This is a genomic window from Pseudomonas sp. BO3-4 (assembly GCF_034044115.1).
GTDB classification, from domain to species: Bacteria; Pseudomonadota; Gammaproteobacteria; order Pseudomonadales; family Pseudomonadaceae; genus Aquipseudomonas; species Aquipseudomonas alloputida.
Genome location: NZ_CP139018.1, coordinates 1,850,713 through 1,871,484, shown reverse-complemented (window position 1 = coordinate 1,871,484; position 20,772 = coordinate 1,850,713). Strand labels below are relative to the sequence as shown.

The window sequence follows — 20,772 nt, the reverse complement described above, 5'->3', positions numbered from 1 at the left end:
GCCGTTACCGGCTCATTTGTCGCCGCACATGACCGGTATCGGCTCCGCCGCAAACACCAATGGCTCACGACGCCCGAAATACAGGGCCGTCAGCAGCCCCACCGCGCCCATGATCAGACAAAACCCGACACACACCCATGGGCTCCACGGCATCAGCGCAATCAGTGCCAGCGGCGTGGTACTGGCCCACAGTGCGTAGGCCACGTTGTAGGTGAAGGAAATGCCCGATACGCGGATCTGCGCCGGGAACAGCCCCACCATCACCGAGGGCACCACCCCCACCACGCCGCAGCTCAACCCCGCCAGCGCATAGGCCAGCCAGGTCATGCCCCACTGCCCCACCAGGCTGGCGTACAACGCGCCGATACCCAGCGGCAGCAACAGGCTATACAGCATCAGCGCGCGCCAGGCACCCACACGGTCGACCAGCAGCCCGGCCAGCACGCAGCCCATGTTGAGGAAGACGATGCCCACACTGCTGAGGGCGAAGGTATGCCCGGCAGTCATGCCGAAGCGCTGCTGCATCACCGTCGGCGTGATCACCACCAGCACCACCACCGCCGAGGTCAGCACACAGGTCAGCAACGCGGCAGGGATCAATGCCCGGCGGTGTTCACCCAGCACTCGCCGCAGCGGAAAACTCACAGGTTGCTCCTGGCGCGCGCGCAGGGCGAGGAACACCGGTGTTTCACTGAGCCAGCGGCGCAGCCACACACCCACCACACCGAACACCCCACCCAACAGGAACGGGTAGCGCCAGGCGTAATCGAGGATTTCCTGCGGGGTGAACAGTTGCGCCACCAAGGTTGCGGTCAGCGCCCCCAGCAGGTAGCCGAAAGTCAGCCCGGCCTGCAGAAAGCCCAGGGCATAACCGCGCCGCCCGTTGGGCGCGTGCTCGGCAACGAACGTCCAGGCGCTTGGCACTTCACCGCCTACGGCAGCCCCCTGGAGGATGCGCAAGGCCAACAGGATCAGCGGGGCGGCATAGCCGATGTCGGCATAGGTCGGCATCACCCCGATCAGCAGACACGGCAGGGCCATCATCAGGATGCTCAGGCTGAATACCCGCTTGCGCCCCAGGTGGTCGGCGAAGTGCGCCATCAGGATGCCGCCCAGCGGCCGCGCCAGATAGCCGGTGACGAAGATTCCGAAGCTTTGCAGCAAGCGCAGCCATTCGGGCATCTCGGGCGGGAAGAACAGCTGGCTGAGGGTCAGCGCGAAGAACACGAAAATGATGAAGTCGTAGATTTCCAGCGCGCCACCCAGCGCCGCCAGGCCCAGGGTCCGATGGTCGCCGCGGCTGAACCGGGGCGGGCGAGCGGTATCGATGGCAGTCATGGCAGGGTCCGCAGATCGGCAAAGGGCAAGAGCATATCAAATAGCTGCCCGATTGCCCCGCCGGCGGCACCGCTAGCGGTTGAACACCGTATGCGCGAAGTTGGCTCGCGGCCGTGGCCGCGCTGTACTGGCCGGCAGGGTGCCCGGCAGCGGTAGCCTGCCGACCACCATCGGTGCGTCGATGATTGCCATGAACGTCTCCAGCGCCTCGTTATCGGGCGCCTGAGGCAGGCTCAGGCTGACCGCCTGGCGCTCGGCCTGCGGCACTGCTGGCACTTTCAACTGGCTCGAATGGTAAAGCAGGGCATGCTGGATCTGTGTGCTGACACGGCAGAAGCGCTCCAGATCGACGCCACAATGGCTGGCCAGCTCAATATTGCCCAGCAACAGGTGAAAGGGCTGCAAGGCGCACTGCACCAGGCGCTGCAGCTCCTCGAAGCTGGCCACTGGGGCTATCCGGTAATAGCCCAAACCATTGAGCAACCGCTCCAGCTGCAGGCGCTGGCACGGGTGTGTATCGGCGATGAGAATGCGCAGGGTCTTGTTTACCATGGTCGGACCTAGGCCATTGGGTAATGGGCACGCTCCATGACCCTACTGCGCCGGTAACGGCTAATGCCAAGGCCATGCCCGGCAACGGTCTTCTTTGATAGAAGTCGGGAAAGCCGCATAAATCAAGTGATTGACTGACGGAATTTGCATTTGCCTTTAACCTGGCAATCAGGATTCCCATTGCCGCATGCGCACCCGGCAGTGCTTCATGGCATTGACGATGTGCTTTTCCACCAGGCTGCGGGAGATGCCCAGCCGCTCGGCGATCTGCAGATGTGAAAGGCCTTCGATCTTGCGCAGCAGGAAGCATTCGCGGCAGGGGCCGGTCAGTTCGTCAAGCGCCCGCTGCATGAGGGCCAGGCGTTGGTTGAGCTGCAGTTCCTGCGCCAGCGCCGGCACATGCCCGCCCTCATCACTGTCGAGTATCTCAAGCGGTTCGGCCTGACGCACCCGATGGCGACGATGACGGTCGATCACCAGGTTCAGGGCGATACGGTACAGGAATGCGCGCGGATGCTCGATCTGCCCGTTGTCCGTTCGCTCCAGTACCCGCAGGTAGGCATCGTGGGCAACATCCTCTGCCGCCTGACGGTTACCCAAGCGCGCGGACAGGAAACTCACCAACTCACGATAGTAACGTTCCACAAACACACCTGGAATCGTCTGCACACCCACGCTGGGGCAGATGCAGAACTGAGTGATATCAGCGTGCGATCTTACAAAATATAATGATTCTCAGCAACGCACACCTGCGCTGTGCTTACCGTCAACCCGACGCCCGTACAACCTTGAGATTGCGGGCATACCAGGGGCGCTGCGGCACCCGTGGTTGCAGCCGGGCAAAGAGGTCTTCGTTGCCATAAATGATGCGCAACGCCAGCTTCATGGTTTCCGGGTCCATTTCGACGCTTCGACCGGGCCGCAAGCCCGGCACCGTCGAACAGCCATGGGTATCGGGACCCAGCCACGGGTCAGCCACCGCCACCCAACGCCCGGGTGCGAACCAGGGCACGCCGTTCACCTGCAAGCGGCGGATCTCACCCGGGTGGACCCGCTCATGGGCTCGGAACCAATCGTCGACTCGGTCGTCGATCCAGCCATGAAAATGCCAGAACACCGGGTTTACATGTGACGAGAACGGGTCGCCGAGAAAATCGTTGCGTGCTTCGAACCAGCGCTCAGCGAAATCACCCGGGGTACGTGCAGCAGGCACCGGCATACCGTTGGACGGGTCGCGCGGCACCGCCGCCCAACGCATGTGCAACCAGTCATGCAGGCCCAGCTCCAGTTCTGAGCCGAACTGCCCCAAGGTCAGCTTGCTCAGATATTGCGGATCACTGTAGCGCGACTCCCAGACCTGAAAGTTGCCGTGGAAGGTATCCGGGCTTTTGATGTCGCGTACCCACTGGGTGTACTCCTGGTCGTCATGGGCCAGCCAGGTCGGTGGCAAGGCATTGCCGTCGTGGTTGTCGAAGTAACGGGCAAAACCGATGCGGTCACGCTCGAGCTCCGGCTGAGGCAACGGGAACCGCGTCCACGAAGGCAGGTCCTGCAGGGCCCTGGCACTGCCGAGCATGTGCCGGTGCATGAACAGGAAGTCCTCTCCGGAACCGTTGCGATCCTTGTGCCGGCCACGCGCATCACGCTCCTGGCCACGCGGCCCGGGTTGCCAGCCCAAGCCACGCAGGGCGGATTGCTTGTCCTCTTCCAGCTTGTGCCACTTGTCCCGCGATGCGTGCCATAGCTGGTGGAACAGCCGATGCTCCGGCGAAATGAGCCAAGCCAGCAGCTGTGGCGACAGCGGCGTACGTTCGCGAGCCTCCGGGAAAGGCCGCTTCAAGGCCAGGAAGCCATTGTCCAGAACAGGCAGAGACAGGGCGCGGTCCAGGGCCGAGATACGACCATTGAGCGTTGCCGGCCCGGCATTGCCATAGGCGCCCCAGACCTCATCGAGCACCACATGGCATTCATAGCGCGCCTGCCCTGCACCGGGCTCGGTTGAAAACAGCCGCCAGCGCAACATCCCGGGCTTGTCCGTCAGCAAGTCACCCATGACCCGATAACGGGGTTCCTGCTCACTGCGCAGGCGTTCGGCGGTGTCCAGGTAACCTCGCAGCCCCCGGCCATTGCTGGCGACATCCAGAAACAATTCCAGCTCCCCGTCGGGCAAACCCAGCAGTTGGGCATCCTTGCCCTGTGCAGTCCAGCGCCAGATGCCCCGCAGGATGTCACCCAGCTGCTGCAGGCGGGTATCGGCCAACTCGACAACAGCCTCGCCAGGCGTTTCCGGAAACGCCTCGGCATCCCGCTGGCGCTGTATATACAGCGCTCCGGGTACCGCTACGCCCGTCAATGCCACAGCAGCGATGAACCCGCGTCGAGAAATCGTCATTGCAACTACCTGCGCCTTCATTGCGGCCATGGAGCACGGCCCGTCCAAGGCTAGAACGTTGTACCTGCACTGAAATTTAACGCCGCGGCCGGGGCGGCTAAATTTCCTCCGTGTCGACTCGTTCACCCCAGGTAGCGACGGCCTCTGTGCCCTCCCTCGACGGCGAACCTACCGAGACCAAGATGACGACACCACGCTGGAAAAAAGCCCTGTACATCAGCCTGGCTGCGGCAGTCGCCGCGGGTGCCGGTCTGGCTGCCTGGTACCATTTCGCGGCCCCTGGCGGCTACTCCCGGGAAGTCGTTCGTCAAGCCAACGACTTGCAGGAACGCATCATCTCGTTCGACAGCCATGTCACCTTGCCGCTGGACTTCGGCAACGAAGGCAGCGAGGCCGACAAGGACGGACCGGGCCGCTTCGACCTGGCCAAGGCTGCCCAAGGGCGGTTGTCTGGCGCGGCGCTGACCATCTTTGCCTGGCCCGAATCCTGGACGGGCGCAAACAGCCCGCATCGCCCCACGCCAGGTTTCGTCGAGGCCGCCCGCCACACCCAGGAAGTGCGCTACAACGCCATCACCGCAATGGTGCGCGACTTCCCCGAACGCGTCGCCATCGCCTACACCCCACAGGACATGCGGCGCCTGCACGGCGAAGGCAAGTTCGCGGTGTTCCTGAGCATGCTCAATGCGTATGCGCTGGGGGACGATATCGACCAGCTCGACCGCTGGGCGGCACGCGGGGTGCGCATGTTCGGCTTCAGCTACGTCGGCAACAACAGCTGGGCCGACTCGTCTCGCCCCTTACCGTTCTTCAATGACACTGTCGATGCGCTCGAGGGTCTGTCCCCCATCGGCAAGCGCGCCGTACAACGGCTCAATGACCTGGGTGTGATCATCGATGTCTCGCAGATGTCCAGCAAGGCGCTGAACCAGGTCATTCAGCTCAGCCGTACTCCGGTGGTGGCGTCGCACTCGGCACCACGGGCAATGGTCGATATCAACCGCAACCTGTCCGACAAGGAAATGCAGTTGATCAAGGAAAGCGGCGGGGTCGTGCAACTGGTCGCGTTCTCCAGCTACCTCAAGCCGCTCAGCGCGCAGACCCAGGAAAAGCTCAATGCCTTGCGTGCCCGCTACGCGCTGCCGCCACTGGCTGACCTGAACTACGCGCTGATGCCTGGCGACCCGGTCATAGCCGGCTGGCCCGAGCAGAAGGTCGGGCAATATGCCAACGAACTCTATGCAATCCTCGAACAGGAGCCGCCAGCGACCCTGAAGGACTACGGTGATGCCATCGATTACACCGTGCGCAAGCTCGGCATAGACCACGTAGGCATCAGCTCGGACTTCAACGAAGGCGGCGGCATCGACGGCTGGCACGACGCCAGCCAAGCACGCAACGTAACGGCCGAACTCATTACCCGCGGCTACTCCGAAGCCGACATCGCCAAGCTTTGGGGTGGCAACTTCCTGCGCGTCTGGGCACAGGTACAGAGCGCCGCCCGCGGTACCGACACTTCTCTGCGCTAAGCCATTGGGCACCTTTATGAACGACCGCCGCAATTTTCTCAAAAGGGCCGGCATCCTCGCCGCCGGCCTGCCCCTCGCCAGCCATCTGCTACCCGTTGCCGAGGCCGCCACGCCGATACCGAGCGCCGGCAACCAACGATGGGCCGATTTTCGCCGCCTGTTCGAACTCGACTCAAACTATGCGCACTTCGCCAACTTTCTGATCACCTCTCATCCAAGGCCGGTACGCGAAGCCATCGAGGCCCTGCGTGCACGTTTCGACCGTCACCCGGCGCTGATGGTCGACTGGGATGCCCAGTCGGAGTGGAAGCACGAGGCTGAGGTACGCCAATGGGCGGCACGCTACCTGGAGGTGGCGCCACGCCAGATTGCCCTGACGGGCAGCACTACCGAGGGCCTGGGTTTGATTTATGGCGGCATCAAGCTGGCGCCCGGCCAGGAAATCCTGACCACGGTGCACGAGCATTCCGCCGCACGGCAGACCATGAACTACCGCAGCGCCCGCGATGGCAACCCGGTACGCAGGCTACGCCTGTTCGAGCAACCCTGGCAGGTGAGCACCGACCAGGTGCTGGGTACCGTGCGGGCCGCCATTTCCCCACAAACGCGCGTGCTGGGCATGACCTGGGTACATTCGGGCAGCGGGGTGAAACTGCCGGTTGGCGAAATCGGTGCGCTCGTACGCGAGGTCAATCAGAACAGGGACGAACGCGACCATATCCTGTATGTCATCGACGGGGTTCACGGTTTTGGCGTCGAGGACATGCGCTTCGCCGACCTGAACTGCGACTACTTCATATCCGGGACCCACAAGTGGATGTTCGGCCCCCGCGGGACAGGCATCATCTGCGCCGCATCCTCGGCACTGGGGCAGCTGCAACCGAGCATCGCCACCTTCTCGGAAAACGAAGACTTCGCCACCATCATGAGCCCGGGTGGTTACCACGCCTTCGAGCACCGCTGGGCCCTGGGCAAGGCGTTCGAACTGCACCTGCAAACCGGCAAGGCTGCCGTGCAGGCACGCATCCACGCCCTCAACGACTACCTGAAGCAACAGCTGGAAAGCCTGCCTGCCATCGAACTGGTGACGCCGCGCAGCAGCACCCATTCGGCGGGCTTCACCTTCTTTCGCGGCAAAGGCCAGGATGCCGACGCGCTGGCCAGGTACCTGACTAGCCAACGCATCATCGTCGACGCCGTCTCGCGCGATGCCGGGCCAGTGGTGCGCACTGCGCCGGGTTTGCTGAATACCGAAGCGGAAATCGACCGCTTGGTCGACGTACTGCGCCAGCGCCCGCGCGCCTGACAACCCGGGCCCGACCACACGCGCCCATGCCAACCCCGAACAACGACAACCGACGAGGCTTACCGTGGACCTTCAGCGCATACTCGAAAAACTGTTCGTCAATGCCCATGCCGTCGGCATCGAAGGCGTGTTCCAGTTCGACTTCGGCCAGGGACTCGCCTACTGGTCCGAGGTATGCGACAACCCCTGCACGGGGGGTGGCCGGCATGAGGCTCCGGACGTCACGATCGAAGTGGCTCAAGATGACTTCCTCGGCATCATGGCGGGCGCTGTCGACGTAGAGGAGCTTTTCGCCAGTGGACGCCTGAAAATAACCGGCAACATGGGCCTGGCGACCCTGCTGCCGCAGGTTATCAGCAGCGCGCGGCAAGGCGCGACCACCAGCAAGGCAGCAATGAACCAGCGCTACCCCACGCCAGGACGCTACAGCGAGGAGGTCTCGGCAGCCCAACCCGTGCTGTATGAGGTACAACGCCTGTCACGGGCCGAAATGCCGCCGTCGCGGTTTCACCATGAACACCTTTCAACGGGCGTGCCGGTGGTGCTGAGCGATGCCCTTGGCGACTGGCCGCTGTTCACCATGGGCCGTGACGCTTCGCTGGCCCACTTTGCCGAGCTGCAGGGCATCACCCGGCATGGTGACTACGTGAAGAAGACCTTCTCTACCGACCGCGACTTCCGCGCCACCTCCATGGCCGACTTCATCGCTTCGCTCGACAAGCCGGCCAAGCCCGGCGAGCCGCCCGCCTACATGGGCAACAATATCGTGCCGGAAAAGCTGCAGGCTCTGATCCGCTACCCGGACTACTTCGATCGCCAGCGCTTCATTCCACCGCGCATCTGGATCGGTCCCAAAGGCACCCTTACACCCCTGCACCGGGATGACACCGACAACCTGTTCGCCCAGGTCTGGGGGCAGAAATCGTTCATTCTGGCAGCACCGCACCATCGCGCCGCACTGGGCACCTGGTCAACCAGCCCGAAGGGCGGCCTGGACGGCTGCGATTTCAACCCCGATGCCCCCGACTACGAGCGCTTCCCCGAAGCCCTTAAGGTGCCCTTCCTGCGTGTGGTATTGCAGGCCGGCGACTTGCTGTTCCTGCCCGAGGGCTGGTTCCACCAGGTAGAGTCAGTGTCCACGTCGCTGTCCGTGAACTTCTGGGTAGACTCCGGACGCGGCTGGTAACCGGCGTGACGGCAACCTGATCTTGATGGGCCATTGGCGCAGGCGATGGGCCGCAACGCGGCCCTGACAAAGGTTCAGACTGCCGCGATCAACGCCTCTGCAAAGCGCTGCGCCACGTCATCGATCTGCTCAGCGCTGATGATCAACGGCGGCAGGAAGCGCACCACCGCGCCATGCCGCCCGCCCAGTTCCAGGATCAACCCGCGCTTGAGGCACTCGCGCTGCACCTTGGCCGCCAGCTCTCGGTTGGCCTGTGGATACCCCAAGGCATCACGCTCGCCCTGCGGCTCCACCAGTTCGACCCCAAGCATCAAGCCACGCCCGCGTACATCACCCAATTGCGGATAGTCACGTTGCAATTGCTGCAAGTGCTGACGCAGTCGCAGCCCCATGGCCTCGGCATGCTCGGCCAGGCGATGCTCGACCAGGTAGTGGATCACCGCCGAACCCGCCGCCATGGCCATCTGGTTGCCACGGAAGGTACCGGCATGGGCGCCCGGCTTCCAGGTGTCCAGCCAGTCGCGATAGACGACTACCGCCAGCGGCAGGCTGCCACCGATGGCTTTGGACAAGGTGACCACATCGGGCACGATGCCGGCGTGCTCGAAGGCGAACATGCGCCCGGTACGGGCGAAGCCGCTCTGGATCTCATCGACGATCAACGCCACGCCCGCCTGCTCGGTAATGCGCCGCACGCCCTTGAGCCATTCGATGTCGGCCGGAATTACCCCGCCCTCACCCTGTACCACTTCGAGGATCACGGCGGCGGGCAGCGGCACGCCGCTTTCCGGATCGAGCAGCAGGTTTTCCAGGTAATGCAGGTTGGCCTTGACCCCGGCCTCACCACCCAGGCCGAACGGGCAGCGGTAGTCGTAGGGGTACGGCATGAACTGCACGCCGCTGCTCAGCAACGCACCCAGTGGCTGCTTGGGGCCAAGGCTACCCATCAGACTCAACGCGCCCTGGCTCATGCCATGGTAGGCGCCGTGGAAGGCCAGCACGGTGCTGCGCCCGGTTGCACCACGCACCAGTTTGAGCGCCGCTTCAACGGCGTCGGTACCGGTTGGGCCGCAGAACTGCACCTTTGCCTCGCGACGCAGCGCCTCGGGCAGGATGCCGAACAGGTCCTGGACGAAACGGTCCTTGACCGGTGTGGTCAGGTCGAGTGTATGCAGCGGCAGTTCGTCAGCCAGCACGCGCTGGATTGCCTCGACTACGACCGGGTGATTATGACCCAGCGCCAAGGTGCCAGCGCCGGCCAGGCAGTCGATGAACTGGCGGCCTTCGACGTCTTCGACATGGATGCCCCGGGCGCGCTTGAGCGCCAGCGGGATGCGCCGCGGGTAGCTGCGGGCGTTGGACTCTTGCTGTTGCTGGCGTTGCAGCAAAGGCGAATCGGTGAATTCGTACAAGGGTTGCGGCAAGCTGGCCGGTGCAACCTGGGCAAGGCTGGAAGCGGTGGACATGGGTGAATCCTCGCAAGCAAGCGGATGGGCGGTTATCGCTTTGGAAACGCTTGAGTGGGGGGAGGATTTAGCGGTTGTTACTGGATTTTATTTTTGTCTGTGCCGGCCCTTTCGCGGGTAAACCCGCTCCTACAAGGACCGCACCGCCCGTAAGAGCGGGTTCACCCGCGAAGAGGCCAGCACAGGCAAACCCGCCCCACAGACCGCACCCCCCGTAGGAGCGGGTTCACCCGCGAAGAGGCCAGCACAGGCAAACCCGCCCCACAGACCGCACCCCCGTAGGAGCGGGTTCACCCGCGAAGAGGCCAGCACAGGCAATAAACATCAATGCACCGGACGCGCCGGTACCCGCAACAAGACCCGCAAGCCGTCACTACGGCTGTCAAAGCGCAGGCTACCGGCACACCGCTGCACGATTGCCTGCACTATCGCCAGCCCCAATCCGCAACCACCACTCTGCCCATTACGCCAGAAGCGCTCGGTCAGGTGCTCCAGGTCCGCTTCGGCAATCCCTGGCCCATGGTCACGCACCATGAAGCCCACTTGGCCGTCTGCCATCTGCACGTCCAGCTCTACAGCTTCATCACCGCCATGACGCAAGGCGTTGTCCAGCAGGTTGCGCAGTGCTGCCACCGCCAACGGTGCCGGCATGCCCAGGTAGATTTGCGTAGCCTCCTCAGGCAGGCGCAGCACGATACGCCGGTTGTCGCCGCCGCCCGCATCCTGCATCGCCTGCCGCGCCACCTGCTCGGCGCTGCACTGCACGCCATCCTCGAACGACAGGCTGCCTTCTACCCGCGCCAGCATCAGCAACTGCTCAAGCGTGCGGTGCATGCGGTCGGTGCCCTGCTCGGCATGTTCCAGCGCCTGCTCGCGCACTGCACCGTCGGTCATGCGCGCCACCTGCAGGTGGGTCTTGATCGCGGTCAACGGGCTGCGCAGTTCATGCGCGGCATCGTCGGTCAGGCGCCGCTCACGCTCGAGGGTCTGAGCAATGCGCAGGAACAGCTGGTTCTGGGTCTCCAGCAACGGCTGTAACTCGCTGGGCATGCCCGCCACCTGCAGCGGCTCGACACTGTCCGCACGCCTGCGGCGCAAGGCATCACGCATGCGGTTGAGCGGCTCCAGGCCCTTGCCAAGGCCGATCCACAACAGCCCCAGGCTGCCAAGCAGGGCCATCAATACCGGCGCCGATGCCGCCAGCAGAATCGACTGGTTCAGCGCCTCGCGCTCCATGTGCCGGTCGGCCGTGGTGATGCGCACATCGCCGTGGTTGTAGGTAAAGGTGCGCCAAAGCGCATCGTCGATGGTCTGGTCACGGAACCCGCTGCGCTCGTCGTCCATGGCGCCATCGTGCTTGTGGTTGCTGGCGAGGATCTCGCCACGCAGCGAGCTGACCTGGCAGGCCATGCCGTCCGGTACGCTGAACTGGTCGGCGGAAAAATGCGCCTCCCCGCCCTTGGCAGTCAGCGGCTGCGGCAACTGGTCGATCAACCCGGCGACCATACGCGCCGACGCCACCAGGCGCTGGTCGAGGGAAAACATCATCTGCTGGCGCAGGTCACGCAGCATCCACGCCGCGGCCAGCGCCCAGATGATCACGAAGGCGCTGCCGAGGATCAGGCTCAGGCGCACCCGAAGGCTCATGATGCGGCCTCTTGCGGTGCCTGCGCCGGGCCCAGCCGGTAGCCCAGGCCACGCACGGTCTCGACAATGCCGTTACCCAGCTTGCGACGCAGGTGGTGGATGTGCACATTCAGGGCGTTGCTCTCGACCTCGTCGCTGAAACCGTATACGCAGTCCTTCAGTTGCTCGCTGGACAGCACGCGCCCGGGGTTCTGCAGCAGCGCCTGGAGCAGGGCCTGCTCACGGCGGGACAGGTCGACATGCTGGCCGGCCAGGGTCGCCTCGCAGCTACTCGGGTCATAGCGCAGCGGGCCGTGCTCGATCACGTTCACCGCCCGCCCGGCCACCCGCCGCAGCAAGGTATGCAGGCGTGCGGCCAGCTCGCGCAGATCGAAGGGCTTGAGCAGGTAATCGTCGGCACCGGCCTGCAGGCCATCGACACGATCAGTGACGGCATCGCGGGCGGTGAGCACCAGTACCGGCAGGGTCTCGCCTTTTTCGCGCAGGCGGCGCAGCAGCTTGAGGCCATCTTCGTCGGGCAGGCCGAGGTCGAGGATCATCACGTCGAACTGCGCGGCCTGCAGCATCGCCCGCGCAGCGGCGGCGTTGCCAACCCGGTCCACGGTCAAGCCCTGAGCGGTGAGGCCGGCGCAGATGCCGGCGGCGATCAGGTCGTCGTCCTCGCAGAGCAGAACGTGCATGGTGGGGCTCCCGGAGTGGTGTGGCTGGTATTGCACCTTGGGCGGATTAAGGGGGGATTATGGACCTTTTGGGGTGGGTTGGGGGGAGATCGAGCACCGCGCGGGTCGCCACCCTGCCCCTCGCAGCCTCAACCCCAATTCCCGAGCTTCTCGAACACTACAGAAACGAAGTCGCCTTTTCCTACAACTAACCCAGAAACCTCTGATCCGAATCCATGATGGGATTTCCCCCTGCACACGTTGTCAGGGAGACACCTCATGTACCTGGATTACCTCGTGCCCTCCTGGCACGAGATCGAGTCACGTGTCATCGCCATGGTGGGCTACCCAAGCGGTGGCCAGTTCCGCACCGGCCTCAAGGAAGAGGTCGCCTCGCTGGGCCTCAACCTGCGCCGGATCGAAGCTGTCCGCACAGCCTTCTACCACGCCGAATGGCAGGCGGCGCACCTGCTACGCCAGCGCTTCGCCGACCTCGACATCAACAGCATCGTCGACGAACTGCTGAGGGTCGTGCAGCAGATGGCGATGATCGTCGCCGGCAGCACCATTACCGGTGGTTTGCTTGGCGCGGGGGTAGGCGCATTCGCCGGCGGCGCCGGAACCATTCCGTTCGCTGGCGCAGGCGCGGCCATAGGCCTCAAGGTCAGCGGCTGGATCCTCGGTGCGCTGGGGCTGGCCTCCATCGCCGAGTTCTTCATCGACGGCTTGCCGCGGATCGGCGAGTACTACGTCGATGGCATCCGCTTCGCCTGGGAAGGCACCTGCGGCAATGAAGGCACCGGCCCGTTCTGCCGGGACGACCCCTATGCGATATCTCGGGCCGCGCATCAGATTGCCCAAGGCCATGTGGAAGTCGTGGTGCTGTTGTTGGGGGCGATCGTGTCATACCTCACCCGCGGACGCGGCGATGCCCGAGTGCTGGCCCAGGAGATGGCGGCCAGCCGCAAAGGCGCGCGGCTGGGGCAATGGATGCTCAAGCATGAAGAGGGGTTGAAGAAACGGCCGGATCTGCAAGTGCCGGAGCGGCGCAAAGGGACGATGGATGATCCGCAGCCAGTTCAGCCGAATCGGCAGGCGGGAAAAGACAAGGACCCTCGACAGCTAAGCCCGGTAGGATGCCGTTGCATACGGTGGCGTGTTTCAAGGCGGATAAATTGCCAGCGTCGAAGCATGGCGAGTTTGAGCGGCAGTTAAAGGAACAACAAGATGGACTCAATCGGCTGACGGTTGAAGAGTTCCTGGAAAATATTGCAAATCCCATAAAGCGAGATCCGAAAACCGCGAGAAAAGCAAGACAAAAACTGTATGACGACCTAAGGAAAAGAGCTTATAGAAAACTGCCCAAGGACATGAACCCAGTTGAAGCAAGAAAAATTTCAACGATGCAGGCTAAGGAAACGATGTCCTCTCTTGCTGCGCTGCACAATCCAGATCTAATCGCCGGCGGCAAGGATGTCATCTCTGACTTCGGGGATAGGCAAGTAAATTCCACTATAGGTCCCCAATGGAGAAGCAGGGTAGGAGAGCTGACAAGATCAGTCGAAGAGCAAGCCAAAGATGGCCGCGCATCAGGCTTTTTAAATATCAGACTGCACAAATGCTAACAAGATAAGGAGCGCGACAATGGACGAATTTTTCTCCCTCTTCATAGAAGAAATGGGCGAGCCGATTTTCAGGCAGGAGGTGCCACCTTCTAGCATCGAGCGCTACAGCGGTAAATTGCCGAAGAAACTGTTGGAATACTGGGCCGAGCACGGATGGTGCGGATATGGTGATGGAATATTCTGGACGGTCAATCCGCAAGACTACGAGGGCGTAGCCGCCTCCTTCATAGAAGGCACTGCGCTCGAAGGGCGAGATACCTATCATGTCATCGCTCGGGGCGCCTTTGGTGATCTCTATCTGTACGGAGAAAATTCCGGGTTTTCATTAGACATCGTAGCCCACACTTCACAATACTCCGGCAGAGTGAATGAACTTGATGCAGGCAACATGGACAAGGAGGTGCAAGATTTCTTTCTATTGATCGAACGGGAGTCCAACGACTTTGGCGATTTATTCGAGCCTGCATATAACAAATTAGGCAAACTCAATCATGATGAGATGTATGGTTTCGTTCCAGCCTTGGCATTCGGTGGCCCCTGCGATCTTGCTCACCTAAAAAAAGTCAAAGCTGTCGAGCACTTAATACTACTTGCACAGATCTCCACCCTCGAGCCCTATAGCTTTTCTGACTTCTAAACACAGTATTGGCCGTGAAAAGCGGCGGATGAGATGCACGGCTTCGTCCCGGCGCTGATGCTGGGCGTGTCTGCCAGCCTGGCCAATCTTCAGCGGCTGAAGGTCGACGTGCATCTGATTCTGCTAGCGTAGACGGGCGAACTGGGACCCTACGAACTCGATGAAAAGGAAGATGATTAGCACGCGCTTACAACGCTCACTGGCGCAGCGCATCGGGCGAATCGACATCCCGCAGCACACCGGCATCCTCGACATCCAGCCGGACGCAACGGTCCGCATGGGCCTTCAGCACCGAACGCGCCCCTTCATCACCCTTCAACCGGGCAAGCGCCGGCCAGAAATCGCGCCCGAACAACACCGGATGGCCCTGTCGTCCAGCATGACAAGGCAGGATTATCGTTGACCCACTGGCCTCGCGCGCAAGCAAATCCAGGGTCGCGGACGCCACCCAGGGCATATCACCCAACAGAATCGCTACTGCCTGCGCCTCGCTGTCAGCCAGCGAAGCGGCACCGGCCGCCAGGCTATGGCCCATGCCCAATGTGAAATCCGGACTGGAGACCACCCTGCACCGCGCAGGCAACCCCAGGTCCACGCCTCGCTCCCCTTCACGCAACACCACCCGCACATCATCGAACACTGCGCAGGCGCTCTCTACGCTGTGTACCAGCAAGCTTCGACCGTCAGCCAGCAGCGAACGGCGCTTGTCAGCGCCGAAACGCACACTGCTGCCTGCCGCCAATACCAACGCAACCACGCTCACAGCGTCGCCCGCTCGATGCCATTGCGCGCACGAAGGATATCGGCCAGTACCGCCAGGGCGATCTCGGCCGGGGTCTTGCTGCCCAGGTTCAGGCCAATCGGCGCATGGATGCGCGCCAGCTCGTCGCAACCCAGGCCACCAATTCGCTGCAAGCGTTCGCGACGCTTGTCGGAGGTGGCCTTGGAGCCCATCACGCCGATGTAGAACGCTTCGGTCCGCACGGCTTCAAGCATGGCCAGGTCATCGATTTTTGGATCATGGGTCAATGCAACCACTGCCGTATCGGCATGGCAACCGCCATTGGCGATGAATTCCGACGGCAGCTCGCGGCGCACCTCTATGCCATTCAGCACTACGCCGTCGAGTACTTCGTCACGCGGCTCGCAAAGGATGACCTCAAAACCCAGCCCCCTGCCGAATTCGGCGCAAAAATGCGCCACGCTGGAATAGCCGGCCAGCAGCAGCCGTTGGGCGGCGCCGACACGCAAGCGCACCCGGGCATTTTCCCGTTCGACCCGTGGCCCCTGACTATGGTCATCGAGCAGCTGGCGGGTACCCGTTGGCAGGCTCACCTCACGCAGTACCCGGCGCTGGCCCAGCAGCGCACGTTCCAACTCACGCAGATGCGCCTGCACCTCGCATTCAACCGGCAGGTTCTCCACCAGCACTTCCAGCACACCGCCACACGGCAGGCGAACGCGCGAACGCGGGTCGCTGCCGTCGCCATAACGCACGATGGCAACCGGCTCCGGGAATTCCCCGAGGGCCACGCGTTCGAGAAAGTCGTCTTCGACACAGCCACCGGACAGCGAGCCCAGCCACTGGCCGCTGGCGTTCACCGCCAGCAGCGAACCCGGCGCACGCGGCGCCGAGCCGTAGGTGGCGAGCACCGTGCACAACCATACCCGCTGGCCGTTGCAGGACCACTGCAAAGCCTGACGGACCACCTGGAGATCGAGATGCTGCACGCTTTACTCCGCCTTCAGCTCGGCGAGCTGCTGTAGGTTCAGGTCGCCGGGCAATCCACCCCAGGCCTGGCGCAAGTAGTTGACCATATCTATCACCTGTTGGTCATCAAGCTTGTCGGCAAAGCCCGGCATCGGCTGCATGCGCTCGAAGCCGGTGAACTGCTGTTCACGGATGCCCTCGAGGACCACCTTGACCAGATTGCGCGAGTCGGCCTGACGCAGCACGGTGTTGCCGCGCATGGCTACGGCGATGTGCGGCTTGCCCTCGCCGTCCACCCCATGGCAGCCGGCGCAGACGTTCAGGTACTGCTGGTGGCCCCGCTTGGCACTGTCGCTCATCCGCTCCAGGGCAACGGCATCGATAGCCTTGGCCGGCGGCGGCTGGTCGCCCAGCAGGTAGGTGGCCATTGCCGCAAGGTCTGCATCTTCAAGGTGCTGGGTGCTGTGGTGCACCACCGGGAACATCTCGTTGAACATGCTGCCTTGGGCGCTGATGCCGTGCTTGAGGAAGGTGGTCAGGTCCGGCTGGGTCCAGCCGCGCTCCGCCAGGTCCTGGGCCAGCAGGCTTGGCGCCAGGTAGCCACCCAGCAGGCCGCCGCTCAGGCGTTGGTCCTGCTGCAGCGCACCGATCGGGTTGCGCGGGGTATGGCATTCGCCACAATGGCCCATGACCTCGACCATGTACTGGCCGCGCTGCCAGGCCGGGCTTTTGCCCTCGGTCGGCTGCAGTTGCACGCTCTTGCCATACAGCATGTTCCAGCCGCTGAGCCCCATGCGCACATTGAACGGGAAGCGCAGCGCGGTCTGCGGTGCCGGGCGGTTGATCGGCGGTATGGTCATCAGGTAGGCGAGGATCGCGTCCGAATCTTCACGCTTGATCAGGTGGTACGAGGTGTAAGGCATCGCAGGATAAAGGTTGGCGCCGTCCTTGCGCTTGCCCTCGGTGACTGCGGCGAAGAACTCGTCGGCGCTGTAGTTGCCGATGCCATACTGTTTGTCCGGGGTGATATTGCTGCCATAAATGGTGCCGAACGGCGAATGGATCGGCAGGCCGCCCGCATACGGCGCGCCGCCTTCGGCGGTGTGGCAGGCCATGCAGTCGGCCGCGCGGGCCAGGTATTCACCGCGCTTGACCTGCGCATCGTCGGCCGCCAAGGCAAACGAACTGACAGCCAGCCCGAGGGCCAACGCCGAGGCGCTACGTACGAAGCCCATGTTCAACCCTCCTTGACCAGGCCGAGATCGTTGAGCACCTTGCGGGTGGCATCGTAGTAACGCACATAGCCTGTGCAGCGGCAGATGTGGTGACCGAGGCTGGCCTCGATGCGGTCTTCCACTTCGCTCTTCTTCAGCGGCTGGCGCTGGGCCGTTTCCACCAGCACGGTAGCGGCGTTGACGAAGCCTGGTGCGCAGTAGCTGCACTGGAAGGCGAACAGGTCGACGAACTTCTGCTGGATCGGGTTGAGCGTCAGGTTGCCGGCCTCGTCTTTCTTGGCATGGCCTTCGATGGTGCGAACCTTCTTGCCTTCGAAGTAATGCGCACCGGTGATGCAGGTGCGCACTTCTTCGCTGGTGCCGTCGGGGTTGTCGACGATCACCACGCAGGCGTGGCAGATGCCCTGGCCGCAACCCAGGCGCGAGCCGGTGAGGTTCTGGTGTTCGTGCAGGTAGTCGATCATCGCCAGGTCCGCGGGGACCTCGACCGGCCCGACCGGTTGACCGTTGAGCGTCAGTTGCAGTGGACGGTTAGCCATTGAGGGCCTCCTTGATACGGGCTGGGGTGATGGGGAGATCGCGCACGCGCTTGCCGATGGCATGCGCGACGGCATTGCCGATGGCACCGACGACCGGGATCATCACCACTTCGGCGATGCCCTTGGAGGGGTCGGTCGGTGACAGCGGCGGGAGGATTTCGCTGGTCTGCTGCCACACCGCCACATCGCGCGCATGCGGCAGGCGGTAGCGGTTGAAGTTCCAGTCGCCCTCCCCGGGCCCACCCTCGTACAACGGCATTTCTTCGGTCAGTGCATGGCCAATGCCCATGGCGATACCGCCTTCGAGCTGGCCCTTGACCAGTTCCGGCACCAGCACCCGGCCACACTCGACCCAACTGTGGTGGTTGAGCACCTGCGTCTCCAAGGTGCCTTTGTTGACCTTGACCTCGACGATGGTCGCCACCGGGCTGTAGTAGGTGACCATGGCGTTGTTCAGCTGGGTGTCGGGGTAGGCCGCATTCTGCCGGTCGAGCAGGTGATAGCCATGGCTGCCCATCTGCGCCTTCTTGGCATTCACCGCACCATCGCCGTACTTCACCGCCATGGCATCGAGCGGGAAGCGCTCGCGCACGCCATCGATGACAAAGTCGGCCTCGGCCCAGCTCCAGCGGTTGAAGCCGTGCACGCTCACGCCGGTAACCAGCCCCATGTCGTGGGCCTTCTGCGCCAGCTGGGCAAACGGAATCGGCGCCAGGCCGTTGCCGGTCAGCTCACCGTTGACCCACACCGCATTTTCACGGCGCACCACCAGCGGGTTGGCCTGGCCGCCGTGCGGGCCTTGGCTCCAGATCGCCATGGCCGCCGGCCACAACCCATGATTGAACAGCACACGCGCCGCTTCGCGGGTGGCATGGCTGAAGTAGAACGCCGAGTTGGTCGCCGACGATGGCGACGCCAGCTTGCCGACCCAGCGCGGGTTGCGCAGCGCGGCGTCCTGCTCCGGCTGGCTGATCAGGTACGGGTTTCCGCTGGTGCTCAATTGCAGCTCTGGCCATTCGGTGACTGCAGTCTTCACCTCGTCGGCCGAACGGCCGAGGAAATCGCTGACCACCAAAGCCTGGGAGGTGGACATGCCGGTGCCCAGCTCGGTGCCGATATGGCGCAGGCTGATGCGGCCATCGGCGCTGAACTCGACACTGGCCATCGGCGCCTCGGAACCTGTGCCGAAGTCCTTCTGGCAGATGGCGAAGCCGACGCCGTACCAGTGGTCCGGGTCCTTGGCGTCCATCTGTTGCTTGCGCGCATCGCGGTTGCGCCACCACTCGTGCACAGCGGCCTTGTCGAGGATCTCGTACAGGCGCAGGGCGCCGGCCGGGACCGCACCCTGGGTGTTCTTCATGCCCGACTTCAGCGCGTTGGCGCGGCGCAGGTCGATGGCATCGACGCCCAGGCGGCCGGCGATCTCATCCACCATCATCTCGGTGGCCGCCATGCTCTGCAGGGTGCCGTAACCGCGCATGGAGCCGGCCTCGACGCCACGGGAATAGTAGGCGGTCACCGACAGGTCGTTCTGTGGCATGTAGTAGATCGACTGCGCTGCCGTGGCGCCCACGGCTGCCACCGACGGGCTGTAGTTGATGCGCCCGCCGCCGTCGCAGCTCATGTCGGCGCGGAAGATCTTGAAGCTGTTGTCCTTCTTGTCCACCGCCAGCTGGTAGCGGATATCGAAGGCATGGCGCTTGATACCGCTCTGGAACTGCTCGTAACGGTCGTTGGCCAGGCGGATCGGCACGCCGGCGCCGTAAAGCGCAGCCACCGCGGCATAGAAGACGAAGATGTTGTTGTCTTTTGAGCCATAGCCCACGGTATAGCCCGGGTGCATGTTCAGCGTGTTCAGGGCAAAGCGCGACGGCTTGATCATGTGCACGCATTCCTGCGCCACTTCGAACGGGCACTGGGTGGCGACCACGAAGTGCAGCGTGCCCGTGGCCGGGTCATACCAGCCGTTACCGTTGTCCGGCTCCAGCGCGGCAGGTTCGATGGACGGCGTCTTGTAGCGCTCGTCGAACACCAGCCAGTCCTCGGGCGGGTTGTCCAGCTGCTCGGCCATACGCTTGGCGTAGAACAACCCCTGCTCGGTCAGGTCGCCGTGCTGGTTGGGCTGCTTCGACCACACCGGCTTGCGGTTGAGAATGGTGGGGAACAGCATGGCGTTCTTCAGGCTGGAGAACTCATCGTCGTCGAACGGCGTGGCGCCGCCCACCCGCACGAAGCGGAAGCTGCCATAAGGGTCGCGCTGGTACAGCGGCGCCTGGGCACCGTAACGGATCGCCTGCTGATTGAACTGCAGCTTGCGCTTGGCCTGGCGGAAGCGCTCGAAGTCGTGCCAGATCAGGATCGCCACCGGGTGGCCGATGAACATCGGCACCTTGCCGGGCGGCAGCAGCGGGTCGGGCGAATGGGCCTCGGGCCAGGCAATGCCGTCCTGTTCGAGGTCGGCGGCGGTGACGATGCGGTCCGGCTGCAGGTCGGTGCCGAGCAGGCTGAGGTCATGCCCGGCATAGATACGATCAACCGTGGTGGCCTTGAGCAGCAGCGCATGGCCCTGCTGCGCGGGCCACCCGGGCATGTCCTTGGCGCGGATGTCGCGGGCGAACACTTTGTCGCCGCAGACCTTGGACAAGGCATCGTTACGGAAACGCGCCTTGCCGTCGTGGTTCATCCACTTCTGCGGCGAAGTGGTAACGCGCTCCTCCATCAACGCGGCGAAGGCCTGGCTGCCAAGTGGCGCCATGGTCACGCCGACACCAGCGATCAGGCCGCCTTGCAGGAAGGCGCGCCGGGAAATATCACGGTTGGACATGCTTGATCCTCTGGGCAGTTGGGGCCTGCCCTTTCTTTTGATTCTTGGCCTGGCTTGATAAAAGCTGACCTTGGCGTCAATTTTACAGCAATTGGGTGGATATAGGCAAAGTCAAGCCGACAATGT

17 protein-coding genes and 1 pseudogene are annotated in these 20,772 nt (G+C 63.3%); 6 read left to right on the top strand and 12 right to left on the bottom strand.

Translation table 11 applies throughout. From position 1 onward, the window contains the following. Nucleotides 1-12: 12 nt before the first annotated feature. From REH59_RS08675 to REH59_RS08660, 4 genes are all read right to left on the bottom strand, one after another. Nucleotides 13-1,338 (bottom strand): MFS transporter, encoded by a 1,326-nt coding sequence (locus tag REH59_RS08675; protein ID WP_014859269.1) that lies wholly within the window; start codon nucleotides 1,336-1,338, stop codon nucleotides 13-15. Nucleotides 1,339-1,410: 72 nt separating this feature from the next. Next, the gene (locus REH59_RS08670; RefSeq protein WP_012051716.1) at nucleotides 1,411-1,890 is read right to left on the bottom strand and encodes a hypothetical protein; all 480 of its coding nucleotides are present in this window, start codon (nucleotides 1,888-1,890) and stop codon (nucleotides 1,411-1,413) included. Between the two features lie 168 nt (nucleotides 1,891-2,058). Next, nucleotides 2,059-2,535: a sigma-70 family RNA polymerase sigma factor gene (locus REH59_RS08665; protein ID WP_014859270.1), complete on the bottom strand. Its 477-nt coding sequence runs from the start codon at nucleotides 2,533-2,535 to the stop codon at nucleotides 2,059-2,061. A 121-nt stretch (nucleotides 2,536-2,656) separates the two neighbouring features. Next, a complete protein-coding gene (locus REH59_RS08660; protein ID WP_128573561.1) occupies nucleotides 2,657-4,282 on the bottom strand; it encodes a twin-arginine translocation signal domain-containing protein in 1,626 nt (541 codons plus the stop codon). 182 nt (nucleotides 4,283-4,464) lie between these two features. Between REH59_RS08660 and REH59_RS08655 the strand changes: the two genes are divergently transcribed. From REH59_RS08655 to REH59_RS08645, 3 genes are all read left to right on the top strand, one after another. After that, nucleotides 4,465-5,811, top strand: coding sequence for a dipeptidase (locus REH59_RS08655; protein WP_004573661.1), 1,347 nt, complete (start codon nucleotides 4,465-4,467; stop codon nucleotides 5,809-5,811). 16 nt (nucleotides 5,812-5,827) lie between these two features. Next, nucleotides 5,828-7,117, top strand: coding sequence for an aminotransferase class V-fold PLP-dependent enzyme (locus REH59_RS08650; protein WP_014859272.1), 1,290 nt, complete (start codon nucleotides 5,828-5,830; stop codon nucleotides 7,115-7,117). A gap of 64 nt (nucleotides 7,118-7,181) precedes the next feature. Further along, nucleotides 7,182-8,303: a cupin-like domain-containing protein gene (locus REH59_RS08645; protein ID WP_014859273.1), complete on the top strand. Its 1,122-nt coding sequence runs from the start codon at nucleotides 7,182-7,184 to the stop codon at nucleotides 8,301-8,303. 74 nt (nucleotides 8,304-8,377) lie between these two features. Here the strand turns inward: REH59_RS08645 and REH59_RS08640 are convergent, their stop codons facing one another. The 3 genes from REH59_RS08640 to REH59_RS08630 all read right to left on the bottom strand — a co-directional run bounded on the left by REH59_RS08640 (nucleotide 8,378) and on the right by REH59_RS08630 (nucleotide 12,096). Next, complete coding sequence (locus REH59_RS08640) at nucleotides 8,378-9,769, bottom strand: aspartate aminotransferase family protein (protein WP_014859274.1); 1,392 nt, start codon at nucleotides 9,767-9,769, stop codon at nucleotides 8,378-8,380. Between the two features lie 324 nt (nucleotides 9,770-10,093). Beyond that, on the bottom strand, nucleotides 10,094-11,416 hold the full coding sequence (locus REH59_RS08635) for an ATP-binding protein (RefSeq protein WP_003254253.1): 1,323 nt from the start codon (nucleotides 11,414-11,416) through the stop codon (nucleotides 10,094-10,096). After that, nucleotides 11,413-12,096 carry a response regulator gene (locus REH59_RS08630; RefSeq protein ID WP_004576176.1) on the bottom strand — a complete coding sequence of 228 codons (684 nt, stop codon included), beginning with the start codon at nucleotides 12,094-12,096 and terminating at the stop codon, nucleotides 11,413-11,415. Before REH59_RS08630 ends, REH59_RS08635 begins: the two co-directional genes overlap by 4 nt. 258 nt (nucleotides 12,097-12,354) lie before the next feature. Here REH59_RS08630 and REH59_RS08625 point away from each other — a divergent pair. The 3 genes and pseudogenes from REH59_RS08625 (at nucleotide 12,355) to REH59_RS08615 (ending at nucleotide 14,469) form a co-directional block, all read left to right on the top strand. Then, nucleotides 12,355-13,700, top strand: a pseudogene (locus tag REH59_RS08625) (DUF6861 domain-containing protein). Between the two features lie 19 nt (nucleotides 13,701-13,719). Continuing rightward, nucleotides 13,720-14,337: a GAD-like domain-containing protein gene (locus REH59_RS08620; protein ID WP_014859276.1), complete on the top strand. Its 618-nt coding sequence runs from the start codon at nucleotides 13,720-13,722 to the stop codon at nucleotides 14,335-14,337. Nucleotides 14,338-14,370: 33 nt separating this feature from the next. Continuing rightward, entirely contained in the window at nucleotides 14,371-14,469 is a 99-nt protein-coding gene (locus tag REH59_RS08615; RefSeq protein WP_128573562.1) for a T6SS immunity protein Tdi1 domain-containing protein, read from the top strand. A 64-nt stretch (nucleotides 14,470-14,533) separates the two neighbouring features. Here REH59_RS08615 and REH59_RS08610 read toward each other — a convergent pair whose 3' ends face one another. From REH59_RS08610 to REH59_RS08590, 5 genes are read right to left on the bottom strand one after another with little or no spacing between them, the layout of a single operon-like run. Then, complete coding sequence (locus tag REH59_RS08610) at nucleotides 14,534-15,100, bottom strand: nucleotidyltransferase family protein (RefSeq protein WP_014859277.1); 567 nt, start codon at nucleotides 15,098-15,100, stop codon at nucleotides 14,534-14,536. Further along, nucleotides 15,097-16,068: an XdhC family protein gene (locus REH59_RS08605; RefSeq protein ID WP_014859278.1), complete on the bottom strand. Its 972-nt coding sequence runs from the start codon at nucleotides 16,066-16,068 to the stop codon at nucleotides 15,097-15,099. The genes REH59_RS08610 and REH59_RS08605 overlap by 4 nt, the downstream gene beginning before the upstream one ends. 3 nt (nucleotides 16,069-16,071) lie before the next feature. After that, nucleotides 16,072-17,283: a cytochrome c gene (locus REH59_RS08600; RefSeq protein ID WP_014859279.1), complete on the bottom strand. Its 1,212-nt coding sequence runs from the start codon at nucleotides 17,281-17,283 to the stop codon at nucleotides 16,072-16,074. Between the two features lie 2 nt (nucleotides 17,284-17,285). Further along, nucleotides 17,286-17,822, bottom strand: coding sequence for a (2Fe-2S)-binding protein (locus REH59_RS08595; RefSeq protein WP_003254265.1), 537 nt, complete (start codon nucleotides 17,820-17,822; stop codon nucleotides 17,286-17,288). Continuing rightward, complete coding sequence (locus REH59_RS08590; protein ID WP_014859280.1) at nucleotides 17,815-20,646, bottom strand: xanthine dehydrogenase family protein molybdopterin-binding subunit; 2,832 nt, start codon at nucleotides 20,644-20,646, stop codon at nucleotides 17,815-17,817. The genes REH59_RS08595 and REH59_RS08590 overlap by 8 nt, the downstream gene beginning before the upstream one ends. Nucleotides 20,647-20,772: the final 126 nt, after the last annotated feature.